Annotated in this window: 20 protein-coding genes and 1 pseudogene; 17 read left to right on the top strand and 4 right to left on the bottom strand. The window is 68.5% G+C overall.

Annotated features, from left to right (window positions below; all coding sequences use genetic code 11):
* Positions 1 to 43: 43 nt before the first annotated feature.
* Together HYQ63_RS45865 and HYQ63_RS44340 are read left to right on the top strand one after the other, a co-directional pair.
* Positions 44 to 274, top strand: a complete 231-nt coding sequence (locus HYQ63_RS45865; RefSeq protein WP_179932706.1) for a hypothetical protein — start codon at positions 44 to 46, stop codon at positions 272 to 274.
* Positions 264 to 404, top strand: a pseudogene (locus HYQ63_RS44340) (hypothetical protein); the annotation flags it as partial. The gene HYQ63_RS45865 and the pseudogene HYQ63_RS44340, both read left to right, overlap by 11 nt.
* Before the next feature lie 78 nt (positions 405 to 482).
* Here the strand turns inward: HYQ63_RS44340 and HYQ63_RS05020 are convergent.
* Both HYQ63_RS05020 and HYQ63_RS05015 read right to left on the bottom strand, forming a co-directional pair.
* Entirely contained in the window at positions 483 to 800 is a 318-nt protein-coding gene (locus tag HYQ63_RS05020; RefSeq protein ID WP_123100038.1) for a putative quinol monooxygenase, read from the bottom strand.
* A gap of 46 nt (positions 801 to 846) precedes the next feature.
* Positions 847 to 1,875, bottom strand: coding sequence for a LacI family DNA-binding transcriptional regulator (locus HYQ63_RS05015; protein WP_179932705.1), 1,029 nt, complete (start codon positions 1,873 to 1,875; stop codon positions 847 to 849).
* A gap of 202 nt (positions 1,876 to 2,077) precedes the next feature.
* Here HYQ63_RS05015 and HYQ63_RS05010 point away from each other — a divergent pair, with 202 nt between their 5' ends.
* From HYQ63_RS05010 to HYQ63_RS04980, 7 genes are all read left to right on the top strand, one after another.
* Positions 2,078 to 3,469: an NAD(P)H-dependent oxidoreductase gene (locus HYQ63_RS05010; RefSeq protein WP_179932704.1), complete on the top strand. Its 1,392-nt coding sequence runs from the start codon at positions 2,078 to 2,080 to the stop codon at positions 3,467 to 3,469.
* Positions 3,466 to 4,512: a substrate-binding domain-containing protein gene (locus HYQ63_RS05005; protein WP_179932703.1), complete on the top strand. Its 1,047-nt coding sequence runs from the start codon at positions 3,466 to 3,468 to the stop codon at positions 4,510 to 4,512. Before HYQ63_RS05010 ends, HYQ63_RS05005 begins: the two co-directional genes overlap by 4 nt.
* Positions 4,513 to 4,550: 38 nt before the next feature.
* On the top strand, positions 4,551 to 6,059 hold the full coding sequence (locus HYQ63_RS05000) for a sugar ABC transporter ATP-binding protein (protein WP_179932702.1): 1,509 nt from the start codon (positions 4,551 to 4,553) through the stop codon (positions 6,057 to 6,059).
* A gap of 79 nt (positions 6,060 to 6,138) precedes the next feature.
* Positions 6,139 to 7,113, top strand: a complete 975-nt coding sequence (locus HYQ63_RS04995; protein ID WP_179932701.1) for an ABC transporter permease — start codon at positions 6,139 to 6,141, stop codon at positions 7,111 to 7,113.
* On the top strand, positions 7,110 to 8,030 hold the full coding sequence (locus HYQ63_RS04990) for an NAD(P)-dependent oxidoreductase (protein WP_179932700.1): 921 nt from the start codon (positions 7,110 to 7,112) through the stop codon (positions 8,028 to 8,030). Before HYQ63_RS04995 ends, HYQ63_RS04990 begins: the two co-directional genes overlap by 4 nt.
* Entirely contained in the window at positions 8,024 to 8,941 is a 918-nt protein-coding gene (locus HYQ63_RS04985) for an NAD(P)-dependent oxidoreductase (protein WP_179932699.1), read from the top strand. Before HYQ63_RS04990 ends, HYQ63_RS04985 begins: the two co-directional genes overlap by 7 nt.
* Entirely contained in the window at positions 8,938 to 9,882 is a 945-nt protein-coding gene (locus HYQ63_RS04980; protein WP_179932698.1) for an amidohydrolase, read from the top strand. The genes HYQ63_RS04985 and HYQ63_RS04980 overlap by 4 nt, the downstream gene beginning before the upstream one ends.
* Before the next feature lie 253 nt (positions 9,883 to 10,135).
* On the opposite strand, the gene HYQ63_RS04975 is transcribed toward HYQ63_RS04980, so the two are convergent.
* Positions 10,136 to 11,494, bottom strand: a complete 1,359-nt coding sequence (locus HYQ63_RS04975) for an MFS transporter (RefSeq protein WP_179939765.1) — start codon at positions 11,492 to 11,494, stop codon at positions 10,136 to 10,138.
* Positions 11,495 to 11,862: 368 nt separating this feature from the next.
* Between HYQ63_RS04975 and HYQ63_RS04970 the strand changes: the two genes are divergently transcribed.
* Positions 11,863 to 12,210, top strand: a complete 348-nt coding sequence (locus HYQ63_RS04970; protein ID WP_257231625.1) for a hypothetical protein — start codon at positions 11,863 to 11,865, stop codon at positions 12,208 to 12,210.
* A gap of 60 nt (positions 12,211 to 12,270) precedes the next feature.
* Here HYQ63_RS04970 and HYQ63_RS04965 read toward each other — a convergent pair whose 3' ends face one another.
* The gene (locus HYQ63_RS04965; RefSeq protein ID WP_257231624.1) at positions 12,271 to 12,810 is read right to left on the bottom strand and encodes a maleylpyruvate isomerase family mycothiol-dependent enzyme; all 540 of its coding nucleotides are present in this window, start codon (positions 12,808 to 12,810) and stop codon (positions 12,271 to 12,273) included.
* A gap of 312 nt (positions 12,811 to 13,122) precedes the next feature.
* Here HYQ63_RS04965 and HYQ63_RS04960 point away from each other — a divergent pair, with 312 nt between their 5' ends.
* The 7 genes from HYQ63_RS04960 to HYQ63_RS04930 all read left to right on the top strand — a co-directional run bounded on the left by HYQ63_RS04960 (position 13,123) and on the right by HYQ63_RS04930 (position 19,652).
* Positions 13,123 to 13,275, top strand: a complete 153-nt coding sequence (locus HYQ63_RS04960) for a hypothetical protein (RefSeq protein WP_179932697.1) — start codon at positions 13,123 to 13,125, stop codon at positions 13,273 to 13,275.
* A gap of 93 nt (positions 13,276 to 13,368) precedes the next feature.
* Positions 13,369 to 14,595, top strand: coding sequence for a hypothetical protein (locus HYQ63_RS04955; protein WP_179932696.1), 1,227 nt, complete (start codon positions 13,369 to 13,371; stop codon positions 14,593 to 14,595).
* 93 nt (positions 14,596 to 14,688) lie between these two features.
* Positions 14,689 to 15,264 (top strand): hypothetical protein, encoded by a 576-nt coding sequence (locus tag HYQ63_RS04950; RefSeq protein ID WP_179932695.1) that lies wholly within the window; start codon positions 14,689 to 14,691, stop codon positions 15,262 to 15,264.
* Positions 15,261 to 16,511 carry an MFS transporter gene (locus HYQ63_RS04945; protein WP_257231623.1) on the top strand — a complete coding sequence of 417 codons (1,251 nt, stop codon included), beginning with the start codon at positions 15,261 to 15,263 and terminating at the stop codon, positions 16,509 to 16,511. The genes HYQ63_RS04950 and HYQ63_RS04945 overlap by 4 nt, the downstream gene beginning before the upstream one ends.
* A 136-nt stretch (positions 16,512 to 16,647) precedes the next feature.
* Positions 16,648 to 18,282, top strand: a complete 1,635-nt coding sequence (locus HYQ63_RS04940) for an NAD(P)/FAD-dependent oxidoreductase (RefSeq protein ID WP_179932694.1) — start codon at positions 16,648 to 16,650, stop codon at positions 18,280 to 18,282.
* A 94-nt stretch (positions 18,283 to 18,376) separates the two neighbouring features.
* Positions 18,377 to 19,006 (top strand): flavin reductase family protein, encoded by a 630-nt coding sequence (locus tag HYQ63_RS04935; RefSeq protein ID WP_179932693.1) that lies wholly within the window; start codon positions 18,377 to 18,379, stop codon positions 19,004 to 19,006.
* A gap of 4 nt (positions 19,007 to 19,010) precedes the next feature.
* Positions 19,011 to 19,652: an HAD family hydrolase gene (locus HYQ63_RS04930; RefSeq protein WP_179932692.1), complete on the top strand. Its 642-nt coding sequence runs from the start codon at positions 19,011 to 19,013 to the stop codon at positions 19,650 to 19,652.
* Positions 19,653 to 19,820 lie beyond the last annotated feature (168 nt).

The raw sequence follows: 19,820 nt of genomic DNA, 5'->3' as shown, positions 1-19,820 counted from the left end.
CCGGGGCCGTCGTGGGCTGCACGATCGCTCTCCTCTCGGTGTGATGTTGCCCGTCAACCTAACTGTCACCGAAATTGTTAACAATATGGCTGACGAAAAAATCTCGGTTCACTACGACGCCGAGTCCAGCCGTGCAGCGTGCCTTCCGGGACCGCTACCAGGCGATCTCTCCGGTTCGGTCGACGAAGCGTCCGGAGCCGGCGCCGGGCTTTCCGGTGGCGAGGCCGACGATCGCGTCCGTCCCTTCGGTGACGGCCTGGGGTATGGCCTGTGACCGACTGGGCAGGTACGCCACCGACGCCGCCGTCGTGTCCGACCTGCGCCGCGCCACCGGCCGCTTCCCTCACGACACGCGCCTGGCGGAGCTGATCCGCGCATTGAGCGCGGGCAACCAGCGGTTCGCCGAACTGTGGCCGCTCACCGTGAGGACCATAAAACGCCGCGAACAGCCCGCACACACGCCGGTAGGCGGGGTCAGACGGTCACAGTTGCCCCTTGGAGACGTCCCCGGAGGGCAACGGCGTCATGGTCACAACGGCCGGCGCATCCTCCAGGAGACCTTCGATCGCGCGGTTGAGCCGTGCGACCGGTTCGCCGGACGCATGGGCGTCGAGGTGTTCTCGCGAAGCCCACTTCTCAATGAGGACCAACGACCCGTCCGCTGCGTCGTGCAACGCGTAGAGCAGGCACCCCTCCTCTGCGTGGACGTCGGGCAGGGCGGCTCGAAGAGCAGCTCGCGCCGTGTCCCGGGAACCGGGCAGAGGGGTGAAGACGGCGGTGACGACGACTGCTTGTTCCATGGGGGCTCCGAGGTCTCGTTCATGGCTGACGGAGAGCTTCAGCGAGTCACCCGTCGTTCAGATCGACTCGCGACGTGCTGGCACGCTCCTCGAACTCGGCGGCGACACGCACGTGACGGGGCGTTGGGGGAAGCTTCTGCCGCATCCGCGCATGGATCAACTCCACGGAGTGGAGAGCGAGCATGTCGATCGGCTGGCGGACGGCGGTCAGGGGAGGCTGGATCAGTTCCGTCCACGGATTGTCGTCGAAGACCACGACCGACAGATCATCGGGAATGGACACCCGGGCCTGGGAGAGCATGCGCAGCGTCACTCGTACCTGAGCGGTATTGGCGACGATGACCCCGGTGGGCGGGTCGTCAAGCGAGAGCATCTGTGCCATCGCGGTGGCGCCGCGGTCGCCCCGGAAGGGGGCCGGGCACACCAAACTGTCGTCGCGCGCCAGTCCGTATTCCTGCAACGCCCGTTCGTAACCCCGTACTCGGTCGAGCCCGGTGGTGGTGTCCAGCGGTCCGGAGATGATGCCGATGCGCCGGTGTCCGCGCGCAAGCAGGTGCCTGGTCGCGGTGGCGGCGGATTCGATGTTCTCGATGCTCACCACGTCCATTTGCTGGAACTGGTTGATGGACCGGTCGACGAAGACCACGGGGATGTCGAGCGCCGCGAGCTTTTCCCAGCGTTCGATGTTGTGGCCGGTCGGTGTTCCGATCATGCCGCCCACGGAACGGTCCAGGAGGGTTTCGAGTGCTTGCGCTTCCAGATGAGGGTCTTCCTGCGTGGTCATGAGCAAGATCTGAAGCTCGCGGGATCGCGCTTCGGCGACGACCCGGTCGGCGAGCCGGGCGAAGAACGGGTTGGTCAGGTCTGCGAGCAGGAGACCGATGGTGTCGCTTTGGCCGTGACTCAGCTGTTGCGCTGCCCTGCGGGGGCGGTAGTTGAGAGCTTCGATCGCCTCGAGAACCTGGGCGCGCTTCGCAGGCGCGACCGGGCCCGTGTCGTTGAGGACGCGCGACACCACGGAGACGGACACACCCGCCTGGGCAGCGACATCTCGAATGGTGGCCGCCTTCTTCATGGTTCTCCTCTCTGAACAGCGACGAACAGTAAAGCACCGGTGCCGCCCTGTGCGCCGGGCGTGTGTGTGCCGCCGGTGGGCCTGTCATGGGCGGGCAACCGAGACCTCCGAGACCTCTGAACGCGACCGTTGACCCTCCTGAAACACGCGTGGTACAAAACTGGAACCGGTACCACATGTTACCAGCCACAGGGAGACTCGGGTGAACTTGCATGACTTGCTGCTGGCCCGCGAGCACGACGGCAACCCGATCCGGGTCGGTGTCATCGGCGCCGGTCGTTTCGGCACGATGTTCCTCGCCCAAGTACGCGCCACGCCCGGCATCCACGTGGCAGCCATAGCGGACATCAATCTCGACCGGGCGCATCAGGCGCTCAAGCTGGTCGACTGGCCCGAGGGAGCCGCCTCGGACGATCTCGACGACGCGCTGGCGCACGGGCGGACAGCGGTCCTGTCCGACGCCGGCTCCCTGTTCACCGAGGGCATCGACATGATCGTGGAGGCCACGGGGAACCCCATCGTCGGTGTGGACCACGCGGTCAGGGCCATCGACACCGGCCAGCACATCGTCATGGTGACCGTCGAGGCGGACGCGCTGGTCGGGCCGGCGCTTGCCAGGCGAGCAGCGGCGCGGGGAGTCGTTTACTCGCTCGCCTACGGGGACCAGCCCGCGCTGGTCATGGAGCTTGTCGACTGGGCGAGGACGTCCGGCTTCCAGGTGGTGTGCGCCGGAAAGGGTGCCAAATACCTGGAGCACTACCACGAGATGAACCCCGACAACGTATGGGAGAACTGGGAGTTTTCCAAGGAACTCACCGACTCCGGCCAGCTCAACCCCTACATGCACACATCGTTCCGTGATGGCACGAAAGCGGCCATCGAAATGGCGGCCGTTTCGAATGCCGCTGGTCTGATTCCATCCGACGACGGTCTCACTTTCACGCCGGGTGATGTCGAGGAAATCGCGACCATTTGCCGACCGAAGGGGGCGGGTGGCGTCCTGGCGCATGAGGGTTCGGTGGACGTCATGTCGAGCGTCACCCGCGATGGTGCCTGGATTCCTCACAACACCCAGGAGGGTGTCTTCGTCGTCGTCAAGGCCACCAATGACTACGTCTCCGGCTGCTTCGGGGAATACCCCTGGCATCCGGACCCGACGAAGCAGTACGCCGCGCTGTACCGGCCCTACCATTACGTAGGCCTGGAGCTCGGCATCACCATAGCGAACGCCGCTCTCCGTGGCGTTGCCACCGGTGCGCCCAAGGGCTTTTTCGGTGATGTCGTGGCGACAGCGAAGAAAGATCTTGCCGCGGGCGAAGTGCTCGACGGTGAAGGCGGCTATACCGTTTGGGGGAAGCTGATATCCGCCCGGGCGTCGGTCGCGCGAAGGGCGCTTCCCGTCGCTTTGGCGCACCACGTCGAGCTGCGCCGTGACATCGCGAAGGGCTCAATCCTCACCTGGGACGACGTGGACCTCGACGGAGCGTTTCGCCAGGTACTCGAACTCAGAACGGAAACAGAAGAGCTCCTGGTTCGGGAGATTCCGGGGGGACCTCGATTCGATTCGCTCCACATCGGAAAGGCAGACAGATGACGGTACAACGACGCAGGTGGGCGGCGACGCTCGCTGTTCCGGCTGCCATAGTGCTGGTCTCCTGCTCCGCGACACCGGACGGTGGTGACTCCTCGTCCTCGTCCATCACGAAACTGGTTGACGCCACGGCGAAGAAGCCGGTGCGGGATGTGCAGTCCAGCCTCGGGGCGCCCAAGGTGAAAAAGGGGACGAAGGTCTGCTACGTGACCAGGACGCTGTCGAACGAGTTCTGGAGTTACGAGCGAAACGGTTTCGAGAAGGAAGCCAAGAAGCTGGGGGTCGACTACAAGACCTATGCCGTTAACGACGAATCGTCCATCACCGAGCAGTTGGACAAAGCGCAGACCGCGATGAAACAGGACTGTGACGCGCTGCTTGCCTCACCGATATCCGCCACCGGTCTGGACAGTGTCTACAAGGCTGCCCTCTCGTCGGGCAAGCCGGCGATCGTGCTCAACGATGCGAAGGGAACCGTGCCGGGTGTCGTCTACGTCGGCCCGGACGCCAAGGTCATCGGCAAGACCGCGGCCGACTACATTGCCAAAAAACTGCCGGACGGAGGCGCGGTGGCGATGATCGAAGGTGATCCCGGATCCTCCAATGCGCTCAACCGCGGTGCCGGTTTCAAGAAGGGGCTGAAAGCCCACCCCAACCTGCGGCTTGTCGCTTCCCAGACCGCTAAATGGGACCAGAGAGCCGCACAGGACATCGCCACCGCGATGTTGACCGCACATCCGAGCATCAAGGCCTTCTACGCCCAGAACGACGTGATGGCCCTGGGTGCGGCGGCCGCCATCAAGGAGAAGGGCCTTACGGGAAAGGTTCTCCTCCTGGGCACCGACGGCATTCCCCAGGGGAAGAAGGAGATCGCCGCCGGCAACATGACCGCCACGGTCAGCGAGCGGCCGGCGACCGAGGGAGCGACAGGCGTGAACACGGCGCTGTGGCTGCTGGCCGGCCGAAAGGTGCCGGGCTGGGTCGATGTCCCCGCCTTCATCATCGACAAGCAGAACGTCGACGAGTACGCCTCCGGCATGCCGTAGGTCACGTCAGCAAGGAACGACCAGGAGGTTCGACGAAGATGGCAACCCATCTCCTCGAAGTCCACGATGTCGCCAAGTCCTTTCCGGGCGTCCGTGCCCTTGACCGTGTGACCTTCCGCCTCGGCCGGGGAGAGGTCTGCTCGATTGCCGGGGAGAACGGCGCCGGCAAGAGCACACTCCTGGCTGTCCTCGGGGGAGCACTGACACCCGATAGCGGGTCCGTGGTCCTCGACGGCGTCGCGCGCCACGAGTACAGCCCGCGTGCCGCACTGGCCGACGGCGTGGTGATCGCCCACCAGGAGCCCGCGGTGGTGCCCCAGCTCACGGTCGCGCAGAACCTGATGCTCGGCCGCCCACGGGCACAGCGGACCCAGATGGCCGACATCGTCGGCCGGGCACTCGACGACGTCCGCCTGATGGGCTTCCCCATGAGCCCGAAGAAACGGTTGTCCACGCTGAGCCCGGCGCAGCGGCACGCCCTGACGATCGCCCGTGCCTTCGCGTTCGACCCCAAGGTCGTCGCACTGGACGAGCCGACCACCAGCATGCTCGAGCACAATGTCGCACACGTGCTGACCCGGATCCGGGCCCTCGCACGCGAACGGGGAGTGGGCATCCTCTACGTGTCGCACAAACTGCCCGAGGTCATGGCCGTCTCCGACTCGGTCCTGGTACTGCGGGATGGCAAGGTGGCCTTCCGGAGCCCCATCACGGAGACGGACCAGGACGAGATCGTGCGCCGTATGGTCGGCCGCCAACTCCTCCAGTTCACACGCAAGCACCCAGTGCCAGCGGACAGTCCGGTGATCTTCTCCGCAACCGACGTGACCCATCCGCGCGGTGTCGGCCCGCTCTCCATGGAGGTCAGGCGGGGCGAGGTGCTGGGCATCGCGGGCCTCGTGGGCTCGGGGCGAACCGAGTTCCTGCGGGCTGTCATCCGCGCGGATACCGGCTGCTCGGGGACCGTCGCACTCCAGGGCCGTCGCACGCACATCTCCAGCCCGCGTGACAGCCGGCGCGCGGGAATCGCCTTCATCCCGGAGGACCGCAAGGGGCAGGGGCTCGTGCTCGGGCTTCCCGCCTTCACCAACGTGGCCATGACGGCCACGCGAGAGCTGGGCGGCGGGGTCGGTCCCTTCACCAGCCGGAAGAAGCAAGTGTCCGTCGCTCGTGACGCCGCCCGTGCGCTGGCTCTACGGCCGAACAACGTCCAGCTGAAGGCGCGCCAGTTCTCGGGCGGCAATCAGCAGAAGCTCGTCATCGCCAAATGGATGTGGCGGGACTCGGCGGTGTATCTGTTCGACGAGCCGACCAAGGGCGTCGATGTCGGCGGGCGCTACGAGATCTACAAGTTCATCGACGAGCTGGCCGGTGCGGGCAAGGCGGTCGTGGTCGTTTCCTCGGACCTTCCGGAGCTCATCACCCTGTGCGACCGCGTCCTGGTGATGCGTGCCGGCCGGTTCAACTCCGTGCATACGGGAGCCGAGATCACAGAACACCGGCTCGTGGCGAGCGCCATGGGCCAAACGGAGGCGTTCCATGACTGAGCCGAACCACACGTCCAGGTGGGGACGCACCAATCTTCCGGCCGTCAGCGCGCAAGCGCTCGGGATCTACGCCGCCGCGGTGGCGATCTTCATCCTCCTCGGCGCGCTGAACTCCGATTTCCTGGCGTTGAGCAACCTGCGCGACGTCGCGGTCTCGGCGTGCATCAACGCGATCATCGGCTTGGGCGTCACCTTCGTCATCATCACCGGAGGCATTGATCTCTCTGTTGGCTCCATCGCCAGCTTCGTCGGCATCGTCAGCGCCTACCTGATGGTCAACCACGGCGTCACGCCGCTCCTGGGGCTCCTCATCGGCCTCGTGGTGGGCACGGCCTGCGGACTGGTCAACGGTGTACTGGTCACAGCTCTGAAGCTCCCACCGTTCATCGCGACGCTGGGCACCATGAGTGTGTTCCAGGGGTGCGCCTACGTCGTGACGAACGGCAATCCCGTCTACAACGTCCCCTCGTCCTTCGTCTTCCTGCTGAACAGCTACGTCGGCGGCGTACCCATCGCGGTTGTCCTGGTGCTGGTCCTGGGCATCGTGGCATGGCTCCTGCTGCGGCGGACACTCTTCGGCGAGAACGTGATCGCCGTCGGCGGCAGCCAGGAAACCGCGTGGCTGTCGGGCATCCATGTCAACCGGATCAAGCTCGGCGTCTACGGCCTGTCCGGCGCGCTGGCAGGCGTGGCCGGACTCGTCCTGGTCGCACGCATCAACGCCGCACAGCCTGAGGGCGGCAGCCCCTACCTGCTGACCGCGATCGCCGCGGCAGTGATCGGCGGGGCGAACCTGATGGGCGGCGAAGGCCGGATCGCAGGCACCCTCGTCGGCGCCTTGATCCTCGGTGCCCTCACCAACGGCCTGGTGCTGCTGAACGTGCCGAGCTTCTACGAACAGATCGTCACCGGTGCCGTCGTCGTCATCGCCGTCGCCCTCGACCAGGGCGCCAAGGGATGGCCCATGCTGGGCGGAAGAAGAAGAACGGAACCTCCGGTCGGCGCGAAGCCACAGAAGACGGCGGGCGAGACCGTGGGAGCGGAGGCCCCATGACCTTCGAGCGCATCCTCGTGACGGGCGGATCCGGTCTCATCGGCCGCGCCACAGTGCGACAACTGGTGGACTCGGGCGCGAGCGTCACCGTACTGGACCGGGACCGCGGGGACGGAGCCTTCGACGCCCGGGTGCACGTCATCGAGGGGGACGTGACCGACCCCGGGACGATTCGCCGAGCGGTGAGGGATCAGGACGCGGTGGTGCACCTCGCCGGCATTCCCGGCCCCCGCATCGCCGACGACGTGACGACGTACGCCGTCAACACCGTGGGCACGTACGCCGTGCTCTCCATCGCCGCGGAGTGCGGCGTCGACAAGGTGGTCTACGCATCGAGCATCAACGCGACCGGACTTCCCCTCAACGACCGGCCGTTGCTCCCCGAGCGGTACCCCTTCAGCGAGTCGACGATCGAGGACTTCACCGACCCCTATTCGCTGTCCAAAAAGGCCAACGAGCAAGCCGCCGCCCAGATCGGCAGCCGCACGGCCATGAACATCACCGGAATCCGCTTCCCACTCGTACGCGACATCACTCTCGACGGGGGGCGGCGGTTCGCCGAACACCTGGACCTGCTGATGAGAGACGACCCCCGGCGGGCCGCGTGCGAAGGCTGGACCTATCTGGACGTCACCGATTCCGCCCGCGCGGTGGCCGCGGCGCTGACACACGACACACCGGCGGCGCCCGGCATCCTCGTCACCGCCCCTCGTACCTATCTGCGTGACGACACCGAGCACGCGCTCGCCCGTTACGCCCCCGGAGTGGCAAGAAGCCCCGTTCCAGGCCGGAACGTGCCGGTGGACCTGCGCCGCTGCCGCGACCTGCTCCGATTCGAAGCGAGCATGTCGCTCGATGAGGTGGCTCCCGAAGCCCTCATCACGATCGGTGACTACGAGGACCTTCAGCAATGGTGACGACGTCGCACGGACCCCGCCCCTCGGTGTCTCTTCTCGGCCTGGGACCCATGGGGGCACCGATGGCGGTGAACCTCGTCCGTCGGCTGGAAACCCTCACCGTCTGGAACCGCACGCCGGCACGCGCCGCACGGGCGGTGGAACTGGGGGCCCGACAAGCCGCCTCGCCCGCCGAAGCAGCCAGGGACGTGGTGCTCACCGTGCTGCCCGACCTACCACAGGTCGAGTCGTTGCTCCCCGGTCCTCACGGTCTCCTGGAAGGATGGCGCGGCAACGGCGTCAAAGAACCCATCCTGGTCGTCCACGGAACCGTCTCGCCCGTCGCAGTGCGGACACTCGCCGAGGACCTGTGGAGAGAACACCGGATCCGGCTCGTCGACGCCCCCATGAGCGGCGGCGTCCCCGGGGCGGAACGCGGAACCCTGAGTCTGATGGTGGGAGGCCCCCAGCAGACCGTCGCGTCGCTCGCGCCGGTATTCGCCGCTGTCGCCGAGACGGTGGTGTACATGGGGGCCAGTGGCTCGGGCCAGTTGGCCAAGGCGTGCAACCAAGTCGTGGTGGCGGGAACCATCGCGGCTCTGTGCGAGGCGCTCTGCCTGGCCGAGCACTACGGTCTGTCGCGAGCCGATCTGTTGGCCGCCCTCACCGGTGGCCTGGCCGGGTCCGAGGTGCTGAAGCAGAAGGGCGGCTCCTGGCTGCGCGGGGATTTCACCGGCGGCGGCAGCGCTCGTAATCAGCTCAAGGACCTCATGTTCGCGCGCGAGGCCGAGGAGAGTGCCGGTGCGCCGTCCGAGGTGACCGAGTTGCTCCTCGGCCAGTTCAGCAGGATGGTGGCCGGGGGCGATGGCGACCTCGACCACTCGGGCCTCATACGAACCATCGCGGGCACCCAGGCCGGGGAACCGTCATGAGCGGTGGCCCGCACCGGGAAGCGGAACAGCGACTGCCGGGCTTCCCGGTCGTCGACGCACACCACCATCTGTGCAACCTCTCCCAGCACTCCTACCCGTGGCTGGAACGACCAGTCGAGCAGGGCTTTCCTTACCACGGCGACGACAGACCGATACGCCGGGACTACCTCGTGGCGGACTACCTGGACGACGTCGGTGACATCGACCTGATCGGGTCAGTGCACATCGAGAACGGAGCGCAGGACCCCCGCGCCGAGACGGCGTGGCTTGCCGACGTCATGCGGTCCGCGCCGATTCCCTCCGCACTGGTGGCCAAGGTCGACCTGCTCGCCGACTCCGCCACGGAAGACCTGGAGTGGCAGGCTGCCCAGCCGGGGGTGCGGGGGATCCGGCAGATCCTCAGCTGGCACCCCGACCCCGTGTACACACACACGTCCCGCCCCGACATCATCGAAGCGCACTCGTGGCTGACCAACTTCGGCCGCCTGGCCGCACTCGGCCTCTCCTTCGACCTCCAGATCTACCCGCACCAGATGGACCAGGCGGTCGTCCTCGCCCGCACCTTTCCGGATGTACGCATCATCCTCGATCACGCCGGGATGCCGATCAGCCGGACCGGACCGGGCCTTGCCCGGTGGCGGGAGCAGATGCGCCGCCTCGCACAATGCGAGAACGTCGTCTGCAAGGTGTCCGGCATCGGAACACAGGACCACGGCTGGACCGTCGATTCCATCCGGCCCATCGTTCTGGGGGCGATAGAGGCTTTCGGCCCCGACCGCACCATGTTCGCCAGCAACTTCCCGGTGGACGGCCTGTACTCGAGCTTCACCCGGCTCTACGCCGCCTTCAGCGAACTGACAGCCGCCTTCAGCACCGAGGAGAGGAACCAGCTCTTCGCCAGTACGGCGACGGAGGTATACCGGCTGGGCCCTGGCCGCTGACGGCACTGTAGGTGCTGCTGCGGCACGAGGTGTTTTTTTCGCGGAACGCCGAAGTCCCCGCATCCCACGGGTAGTTGCGCTGGGTGTTGTCGACGCTGAGGGTGCCGTTGCTGTAGGAGAGGGAGTCCTCGATGGCCATGAGGGCAGGACGGACACGTGACCTTCGCTCGGCCGTAGAGGGCGTTGACCAGTCAGCCCCGCAGGGGTGTGCCGTTCCGTCTGCCAAGGCGGCACACCTCCTGCGGGGTGAACGTCAGCCGGTTTGTTCCTGGAGGTCCGCTGCGGGAGCGGGCGCGGGAGCAGGCATGCGCCAGGCCACGACCGCACCGGTCACGAGCCCCACGGCGGCCAGGAGCGTGGCGACCAGGAACGGATCGAGGGAGTGGACGGACGGGGCGAACCCGATCCCGACGCAGACTGCTACCCCGGTCGCACCGCCCAACTGATCAGCCGCGCGCTGGACACCCGAGGCGATCCCGGCGTCGCCGTCGGTGACGCCGGAGACCGCGAGGTACTGGAGCCCCACGAGGCCGAACCCCATCCCGGCCGCGATCAGAAGCATGGCCGGGATCATCGCCACGCCGCCTGCCCGCAGGGCCGAGACGAGCCCTACCGCGGCCATTGCGGTCGCGGTGAAGCCGATGCCGGCGAGCACGCACGCGCGTGCTCCCCAGTGCCCCAGCAGACGCGGCACGAGCATGGAGAACACAATCAGCGAGACCGCCAGAGGCAGCATCGTCAGGCCCGCGCCGAGCGGGCCAATGCCCAAACGGTCCTGTAGATAGAAGGTGAACAGCAAAAACGAGGTCGACAATGCCCCGCTCAGCAGCATCGTGGCCAGATTAGCCGCCACACGCGTGCGGTTGGCGAAGAAGCGCAGCGGCAGGAGCGGGTTGCGCGAACGTGCCTCGACCCGAACGAACCCGACTCCGGCGGCCACCGCCCCTGCCAGCGCCCCCGGGACCACCCATGCGGGTGTTCCGGGTTCGCCGGCCTCGACCACGCCGAAGATGAACAACAGCGGGCAGGCGGTCAGCAGCAGCGCGCCGGGAATGTCCAGCGGTGAGGCGCCCTTATCCACGGGCCGGTCACCCTCGACCAGGAAAACGGCCGCCAGCAGCACGATCAGGATGAAGGGGACCGAGATCAGGAAGATCCACCGCCACCCCAGGTGGGCGGTGATGATTCCGGACAGGACGAATCCGAGCACAAGACCGCAGCTGGCCACCGCCGCCCACACACTCAGGGCCCGCGACCGGCGTGGACCTTCGGAGAACATCAAGACGATGGTGGCCATCGCAGCGGGCAGCGCGATAGCCTCACCGGCGCCTTGCGCCAGGCGCGCGACCACCAGCAGGACAAATGTGGGGGCCAGGCCCGCCAGGAGGGACGCGACCCCGAACAGGCCGGTGCCGAGCAGCAGCACGCGCCGCCGCCCGAGCAGGTCGCCCAGCCGACCACCGAGCATCAGCAGCCCGCCACCGGTGACCGTGTACCCGACCACGACCCAGGTCAGAGCGTGTCCGTCGACGTCCAAGTCGGCGCCGATCGAGGGCAGTGCGATGTTGACCACGGTCACGTCGACCGCGATGAAGAACTGCAGCATGGACATCGCGCACAGCACCAGCCATGCGCGTGCCGGGGACGGGCTGTGCCCGCGGGAAGAAAGGATGCCTGGAAGCATCAGGTGCTCCGTCGCTCAGAGGAAGTTCTGAGCAGCACGAACGTGCCGCTCCGGTCTGATCACGAAGCGGCTGGACGTCCAGGAGGAATGTGTGAGTCGAACGTCCCGCCGCTAGCGGGACGTCCTGGTCACTGCGGCGCAAGCGGCCGCGCACGAAGCAGCAGACATGCCGTGAACGCTATCAGGGAAGGGGCACCCGGGGCAGGCATCTACCTGACACCTCATGTGCTCACTCGTAGGCCGTTCGCCAGAGCTTCATCGCTTGCGCGCTGATCAACCGGTGCCGTAAGGACGGCTTGGAAGCCTTCATCACGACGCCGACGCCGGTGGTCACGTCGATGAATGGTGTCGAGGTGACCGGGCAGCGCCCGATGGAGTTCGTGACCGAAGCCGACGTCGTGCTGATCGGTAGCGGGGTCACCGTGCTGGACACGCCGTTCCACTCCGAGGGGAACATCGCTACGGCGGGCGGTTGCCTGGCGTCCCAGTATCTCGCCACGTGGGTGATCACCCGAACGCTCGGGGAGGACGCCGCGCGTGATGTCATCGACTACGTGGCTCCGGTCGGCGAAAACCAGGAGACTGTCGAGCGCGCCATGCGTGCCGTCCATACGGGCCACAAGGGCGAGGTTGCACTGCGCTGACGCCCGCCCGCCGCGCGGGCCAAGATCGGCGCGTCCCTCACACCCTGCCCGGCGACGTCGTCAGGCGCGGTCCAGTCGCTGTGGCGGGTGGGGCGGCCAGGGCCCGAGAGCAGGCAACTCCTTCGCCGCCATCGGTGAGACCACGGGCGTACGTCCGGCCAGCCAGGCCGCCAGGTCGCGCACGCGTCCGGTGACCACCGTGCCCGGCGGCCCGTCGCCGACGGACCATTGGCGGCGCACGTCCTCGGCATGGACGCGTGTGCCTGCTGGGAGGCGGCCGAGGAGGAACTCGATGGCATGTGCGGCCAGCTCATCGGGCCAGTCCTCCGGCCGCACGCCGAGTTCCAGGTCGACCATGTGGATCCACGCCTCGCGCCAGCGTGCGAAGACGGTGGCGGCGAGGTCCGCGTTGCGGAAGGTGACCGGACGGCTCCAGTCCACGTCGTCGGCGCGTGCCCAGGCTGCCTCCAGCCCAGCCGTGTGCGCGGCGAGTTCCGCGCGGTGCTCGGCGGCGCTCCGGATCGCCGTGGCCTCATCGGTGTCATGCGGTATCCCGATGCGGGTGGCCTGACCGGGAAGCAGCGGGCTCAGGTGGAGCAAGTCTCCCCGGCGACCCCGGGCGTCTACTGGGGAGGCGACATCACGCGGTGGGGATTCGGACACCTCCGGGGCGTCGACTCCACGGCCGGGGGGTCGGCGAGCGGTGGTCGCGGGGCTTGGCGCGCGGGCGACGGTGTACGGCTGCGGCCCCGATCGGCCGCCGCGCGCGAGGGTGCGGTTCAGGTCAATTGACAAGTTGCCCCTTGACGCTTGATTGACCATCTCTTTACTTTCAATGCCGATGGGTGATCACCGCAAAACCATCCCTTCATGAAAACAAGCCAGATCCCTTCTATTGCAGGAGGTTTCACCATGGAGCAGCTCATCAAGCGCATGACGGAGGACTCCGTGTGGCGCAAGTGGGTCACCGCCAACTCCGCCCAGGCCGCGAAGGACGGGTGTATCAGCGCCACGCCCAAGAGCGGCTGCATCAGCACCGCCCCCAAGAGCGGCTGCATCTCCTGACCCGCTGATGTCCCACGCTGCCGGCGCGGCCGTCGCCGCGCCGGCAGCTCTCGCTCGCTCCTCCCGCCGTCGACCCCGTCCCGGAGGGCCCCCGTGAACCGCCTGCCGAGTGCCGATGTCCTGGACAAGGTGCGCGACATCCCGATCTACCGTGCTTCCATCGAGCGCGGCCACTTCCCGATCCTGGAGAAGCCGGAGATCGCCCGGGGCTTCCCCGACAACTGGATGACTCCCGAGCTGTCCCGCGCACTGGAGGCGGGAGAAGCCGAGTTCGTGCTGTCCACCGGTACCAACCACGCCCGCATGCAGCTCATCCGGCCGCCCTACTTCCTGCTCCGCTCCTACTACCGCCTGTGGAGCGAGCACCCCGATCTCGGCGCCTCGTGGCACGACGGCGCCCGGCGGGTCTCACTGACCACCGTCCTCGCCACCGAGCACGTCGCCCGGGTGAACGCCCGCAAGCCCGGCACGACCCCCGGTGAACGCTGGCTCGACGACCGTACGCTGTATCTCAACCGCCGCCTGGACCCGGCCGATTGGGACCGCGACGAGGTCGAGCGCATGCTCGCCGAGGTCCGCGAGGCGGCCACCGCCCACCCCCGCGGCGCCTATCTGCTGGACTGCTCCGGTTACCACTTGGCGCACCTGGTCCGCAAAGTCTCCGCATGGGGCCTGTGGGACGACTTTCCCCGCCCGGTCGGCATCGTCCACGCCTACGAGTACACGCCGTCGAACGTCCGCGCCTACCTGCGCGCCCACTTCGACTGCCCGGTGGTCGACCTCTTCGGCAGCACCGAACTCGGCTACCTCTTCTACAGCGATGCCGAAGGCGGCTACCAGCCCTACCTGGAGGACATGAGCGTCGAGCTGATCCCGGTGGAACCGGGCAGCGGCATCCACAACCTCATCGTCACCAGCGTCCGCAACCCGTACATGCCGCTGGTCCGCTACCGGTCCGGCGACTGCGTTCGCACCCGCGACGGCAGCGCGGACCCGGAGCGGATCGTCTCCTTCTGCGGGCGGGAGAAGGAGCTGCTGCCCACCCCCGAAGGGCCCGTCTCCCAGGCCGATCTCGACGCCCGTATCGCCGGCGTCTGCACCCGCGTCTTCCTGCACCAGCTGCACCTGACCGACGAAGGCGAGTGCCGCCTGTCGTACACGACCTTCGACGACGCGCCGCTGACACCCGGTGAGGCGGCCGAACTGTCCGCGTCCGTCAGCGACTTGACCGGGCGTGCCTGTCAGGTGGAACACCGCACCGGCATACCCATCGGGCGCTCCGGCAAGTACGCCTGGCTGACCATGCCCGACCCGTCCTGACCCCGTCTGTCCCGTCCTGCCCCGTACGTACCGGCTGTCCCTGTGCGTGCGCCCGTCCGACGCGCCCGGCGACGACCTCCCGACAGGAGCCTCATGCCCACGTCCGCAGCCCACGCCCCCTCGGACACCGCCGCCGAACGGGCGCCCACCGCCGAGGAGTTGCTCGGCGCAGCTCTGCACGAGGAGGTGGTGCGGCACTTCACGGCCAAGCCCGACGCTCCGTCCGCATCCGTCGTCCGGCACCAGGTCCGCGAGTGCCTGCGCTACCTCTACCTCGTCTCCCGCCACCCCGGCCGGCTCGGCGGCCTCTTCCTCCCCGTCGAGCAGGACATCGACGAGATATGGCACTACCTCATCCTGCAAACGCGCGAGTACCGCGACCTGTGCGAGCAGCGGTTGCCCGGCGGCCACTTCATCCACCATCGGAGCATCTCCTACGACGCCTACCAGGAAGCCCCCGGGCGGAAGGCCGCCGCCGAGGAGGCCCTGCGCTGGATCCCCCTCTACACGGCCGCCTTCGGACCCTTCGACGCCGACGCCCTGCCGCACTGGACGATCGTGCGGTTCCTGCACGACGAACTCGGCATGTCCCTGGGAGAGATAGCCGCCCTGGCCGACGACGCGCAGACGCCCGACGGCCCGGCGGCCCCGGTGAGGGACCACGCGTGACCCGGACGGCCCCGTCGACCCCGGCGGCGGACTTCTCCCGGGAACGGCGCCGCGCTCTGACGGTACTCGTCGTCTCGCAGATGCTCGGTGGCGCCGGCATGGCGGCCGGCATCACGGTCGGCGCGCTGCTCGCCCAGGACCTGCTCGGCTCGACCAGCCTGGCCGGGCTGCCGGCCGCGCTGTTCACCATCGGTGCGGCCCTCGGAGCCGTGGTCCTCGGGCGCGTCTGTCAGCGCTTCGGGCGCCGCCCGGGTCTGGCGCTCGGCAACGGAGTCGCCGCGCTGGGCAGCGCGGGCGTGGTCGCGGGAGCCGCGGCGCGCTGGCCCGCCCTGCTCCTGGCCGCGCTCTTCGTGTACGGGGCGGGTACGGTCACGGGGCTGCTCGCGCGTTACGCGGGCGCCGACCTCGCCCCGCCCGAGCGACGCGGCCGGGCCACCGGAACCGTGCTGTTCGCCATGACACTGGGCGCGGTCGCGGGCCCGAACCTGATCGGCCCCACCGGGACCCTCGCCCACGCCTGGGGCATTCCACGGCTGGCGGGCCCCTTCCTGCTGGCGGCGGCCGCCTACACAGCCGCGGCCCTGGTGCTGCTGGTGTGGCTGCGCCCGGACCCGCTGGTCCTGGCGCAGCCCCAGGATCCCCGCGGTGCCGTGGCCGAGCCCGGCACAGAGCCCCATGGTCCGGTGCGCGATACCCCTGGTGTCATCACCGGCGCCACCGTGATGATCACCGCACAGCTGGTGATGATCGCCGTGATGACCATGACGCCCGTCCACATGACCGGCCACGGCCATGCGACGCAGGCGGTGGGTCTGGTCATCGCCCTGCACGTGGGCGCGATGTTCCTGCCGTCACTGCTGAGCGGCCTGCTCGTGGACCGGATCGGCGGGCGGCGGGTCGCTGCCGCAGCCGGTGCGGTCCTGCTGGGCGCCGGCCTGTCCGCGGGCCTCGCCCCGCCGACCTCCGCCACGCTGCTGGCCTGCGCGCTCGTACTTCTCGGCGTCGGCTGGAACCTGGCCCTGCTCGGCGGCACGGCCCTGATCACGGACGCCGCCCCCGCCGAGAACCGCGCCGCGGTGCAGGGCCTGGCGGACGTGGGGATGTCCGTGGCGGGCGCGACGGGCGGCATGGTCTCGGGCTTGGTGGTGGGCAGCAGCGGTTATCCGGCCCTGGCGACGGTGGCGGGGGCCCTCGCCCTCGCGGTGATCCCGGCGGTGGCGCTGAGCGGCACACGCCGGCTCCCGTGAAGAGGGGCCGAGCTCACGCAGTGGCGCGGCCGGCCATTCGTCACGGCAAGGCCGCCACCGTCCACCTCGCCGCCCTCCACACCGCAGGCATCCACATCCGGTCCGCAAGGTGATCCGGAAGAACAGGAGAACCCCTATGGATACCATCCCCGGCCCGCTTTCCGCTGCCCACCCGGTCGATGCCGTCGTCGTCGGGGCCGGGCTCTCCGGTCTCTACCAGCTGTACCGGCTTCGTGAGCTCGGCCTGACGGCGGTGGTCTTCGAGGCTGGTGACGACATTGGCGGAACCTGGTACTGGAACCGGTACCCCGGAGCCCGCTGCGACATAGAGAGCATGTCCTACTCCTACTCCTTCTCCTCGGAACTGGACCAGGAGTGGGAATGGAGCGAACGTTATGCCTCCCAGCCGGAGATCCTGCGTTACATCCACCACGTCGCAGACCGGTTCGACCTGTGCAGGGACGTCGTGCTGCGCACCCGGGTCACCCGCGCCGTGTACGACGAGGACAGTCACCTCTGGCGGGTCTCCACGGACACCGGTCGGGTCGTCGATGCCCGGTTCGTCGTCCTGACGACGGGTTGCATGTCGGTTCCCAAGGACCCCGAAATACCCGGCGCCGACAGCTTCACGGGCTCCATCCACCACACCGCCCGGTGGCCGCGCGAGGACGTCTCTTTCGCCGGCAAGCGGGTCGCCGTGATCGGCACCGGGTGCTCAGGCGTCCAGGCCATCCCCGTCATCGCCGATGAGGCGGCCGCTCTCACCGTCTTCCAGCGCACCCCGGCCTACGTGCTGCCGGCCCACAATCGCCCGCTGCGGGCCACGGAGATCGCGGAACTCAAGGCTCGCTACCCGGAGTTCAGGCGGGCCCAACGGCTGTCCCGGGGCGGGACCGTCTTCGAGCCACCGACCCGGTCGGCCCTGGAGGCGGACGAGGCGGAGCGTACGGCCGCCTACGAGGCCGGCTGGGACTCGGGCCTGCTGAGCGGACTGCTGCGCACCTACACCGACATCCTGACCGACGAGACGGCCAACGAGACCGTGGCCGAGTTCGTCCGGTCCAAGATCCGGTCGATCGTCACCGACCCCGCGACGGCCGAACTGCTCTCCCCGCGCACGTTCCCGTTCGCGACCAAGCGCCCCTGTCTGGACACCGGCTACTACGCCACCTACAACCTGCCGCACGTGACGCTGGTGGACCTGCGCACGACCCCGATCGAGACGATCACGCCCCGGGGCATCCGGACCTCGGACGGGGAGCACGTCCTCGACACGATCGTCTTCGCCACCGGCTTCGACGCCCTGACCGGCTCCCAACTCGCCATCGACATCGTGGGCAGGGGCGGCGTGACGCTCCGGGACAGGTGGGCGGATGGCCCCCGGAACTATCTGGGGCTCGTCTCGAGCGGCTTCCCCAACCTCTTCACCGTCCTGGGCCCGCTCAGCCCGTCCGTGCTCGCCAACATCGCAGTGGCCCTGGAACAGCAAGTCGAGTGGATCACCGACTGCATCGCCCACCTGCGGAGGAACGGCCTCACGGAGATCGACGTCGCCCCGGGGGCCGAGACGGACTGGGGCGTGCGCGTGGCGGAGGTCGCCGCCCGTACGCTCTACCCGGCGGCGGACTCCTGGTACACGGGAGCGAACGTCCCGGGCAAACCCCGCGTGTTCCTCGCCTACGCGGGCGGGCTGGACCGGTACCGGGAGGAGTGCGACGCCGTGGCCCGGAGCGGTTACACCGGCTTCATCCTCTCTTCCTCTTCCTCCTAGGGGGTGTCTTGTCGATCACGGTGTGCTCAGGGGCTGGGTGAGACCGCAGGACGCCGTTAGGATGCGCCGCCGCGGCCAGCGGATACTGGGCCGTATGCGTATCGACTTTGATCCCGAGACCGTGGGCCGCAATCCCTTCTACAAGCTGCTGACCTCGGTCGTCGTGCCCCGGCCCATCGCTTGGGTGTCCACCATCAACCCGGACACGCAGGCCGCGAACCTGGCCCCGCACTCCTTCTTCACCGTCGCCTGCGTGTCCCCGCCCGTCGTGCAGTTCACCTCCGTCGGGCGGAAGGACTCGCTGCGCAATGTGGAGGAGACCGGGGAGTTCGTGGTGAACCTCGCGCCGGAGCGGATGTTCGAGACGATCAACGGGACGGCTACGGACTTTCCGCGCGGGGTGAGCGAGTTCGAGGCGGTCGGGGTGGCGCAGGAGGACAGCGTGCGGGTGAGGCCGCCGCGGGTGGCGCAGTCGCCGGTGGCGTTGGAGTGCGAGCTGCACAGCACCGTGCTGCTGGGGGACTCGACCGTGGTGTTCGGTCGGGTGGTGCATGCCGCGGTCGATGACGGGGTCATGGTCGACGGGCATCCGGAGGTGGGCAGGCTGCGGCCGCTGGCGCGGCTGGGGAAGAACGAGTGGGGGACGGTCGGCGAGGTGCTGGAGATCGAGCGGGTCCGGTACGCGGACTGGGCGGGGGAGAACGGGGAGGCAGGGAAGAGGTAGTGCGGTGATCGACGTGGTGGCGTTCGACGTCGGGTCCACGCTGGTGCGGGAGGACCGCTACTGGGCCGCGTGGGCCGACTGGCTCGGCGTGCCCCGGCATACGCTGTCCGCCCTGGTGGGGGCCGTCGTCGCGCAGGGGCGGGACGACGGGGAGGCGATCCGGCTGGTCAAGCCGGGGGTCGACGTCGCCGCGGAGCGGCGGGCGTGGGATGCGGCGGGGCGCGCGGAGTGGCTGGGGGAGCGCGATCTGTATCCGGATGTGCGGCCCGCGCTCGGGGAGCTGCGTGCGCTGGGGGTACGGATCGTGGTGGCCGGGAACCAGCCGGTGCGTACGGGGGAGCTGGTGCGCGGGCTGGAGCTGCCGGTGGATGCCGTCGCGACGTCCGGGGAGTGGGGGGTGGCCAAGCCCGATCCGGGGTTCTTCGAGCGGGTCGTCGAGCTGGGCGGGGCTGCGCCGCACCGGACGCTGTACGTGGGCGACCATCCGGCGTTCGACATCCGGGCGGCGCAGGCCGCCGGGCTGCGGGCCGCGCACGTCCGCCGGGGGCCCTGGGGGCATCTGTGGGCTGCCGGGGACGACGTGGCGCGGGCGGACTGGCGGATCGCCGGGTTGGGGGAGCTGGTCCGGCTCGTACGGGGAGGGTGAGCCGCAGCTCAGGGGAGAGGTCGTACGGAGTGTGATGCTTTCACACCCCGTGTGATCAGAGTGCTTGCATATATCTATCGCACACCCTCCCGCCGCGCGCCGCGTGGCGGTTGACTCTTCGCATACCGCTCAGGGGGCGCCAGACCTGAGCGAAGGGGCCGCCGGACC

The organism is Streptomyces sp. Rer75 (assembly GCF_013414305.1).
Classification (GTDB): domain Bacteria; phylum Actinomycetota; class Actinomycetes; order Streptomycetales; family Streptomycetaceae; genus Streptomyces; species Streptomyces himastatinicus.
Note: the sequence above shows the minus strand (reverse complement) of the source record. Positions and strands in the feature narration are given on the sequence as shown.

What these genes read in the sequence shown, in the direction of transcription:
- HYQ63_RS04960 (WP_179932697.1), top strand. Translation starts at nt 13,123, where the DNA reads ATGGAGCAGCTCATCAAGCGCATGACGGAGGACTCCGTGTGGCGCAAG.
- HYQ63_RS05000 (WP_179932702.1), top strand. Translation starts at nt 4,551, where the DNA reads ATGGCAACCCATCTCCTCGAAGTCCACGATGTCGCCAAGTCCTTTCCG.
- HYQ63_RS05015 (WP_179932705.1), bottom strand. Translation starts at nt 1,875, where the DNA reads ATGAAGAAGGCGGCCACCATTCGAGATGTCGCTGCCCAGGCGGGTGTG.
- HYQ63_RS04985 (WP_179932699.1), top strand. Translation starts at nt 8,024, where the DNA reads ATGGTGACGACGTCGCACGGACCCCGCCCCTCGGTGTCTCTTCTCGGC.
- HYQ63_RS45865 (WP_179932706.1), top strand. Translation starts at nt 44, where the DNA reads ATGTTGCCCGTCAACCTAACTGTCACCGAAATTGTTAACAATATGGCT.
- HYQ63_RS05020 (WP_123100038.1), bottom strand. Translation starts at nt 800, where the DNA reads ATGGAACAAGCAGTCGTCGTCACCGCCGTCTTCACCCCTCTGCCCGGT.
- HYQ63_RS04950 (WP_179932695.1), top strand. Translation starts at nt 14,689, where the DNA reads ATGCCCACGTCCGCAGCCCACGCCCCCTCGGACACCGCCGCCGAACGG.
- HYQ63_RS04975 (WP_179939765.1), bottom strand. Translation starts at nt 11,494, where the DNA reads ATGTCCATGCTGCAGTTCTTCATCGCGGTCGACGTGACCGTGGTCAAC.
- HYQ63_RS04935 (WP_179932693.1), top strand. Translation starts at nt 18,377, where the DNA reads ATGCGTATCGACTTTGATCCCGAGACCGTGGGCCGCAATCCCTTCTAC.
- HYQ63_RS04990 (WP_179932700.1), top strand. Translation starts at nt 7,110, where the DNA reads ATGACCTTCGAGCGCATCCTCGTGACGGGCGGATCCGGTCTCATCGGC.
- HYQ63_RS04940 (WP_179932694.1), top strand. Translation starts at nt 16,648, where the DNA reads ATGGATACCATCCCCGGCCCGCTTTCCGCTGCCCACCCGGTCGATGCC.
- HYQ63_RS05005 (WP_179932703.1), top strand. Translation starts at nt 3,466, where the DNA reads ATGACGGTACAACGACGCAGGTGGGCGGCGACGCTCGCTGTTCCGGCT.
- HYQ63_RS04980 (WP_179932698.1), top strand. Translation starts at nt 8,938, where the DNA reads ATGAGCGGTGGCCCGCACCGGGAAGCGGAACAGCGACTGCCGGGCTTC.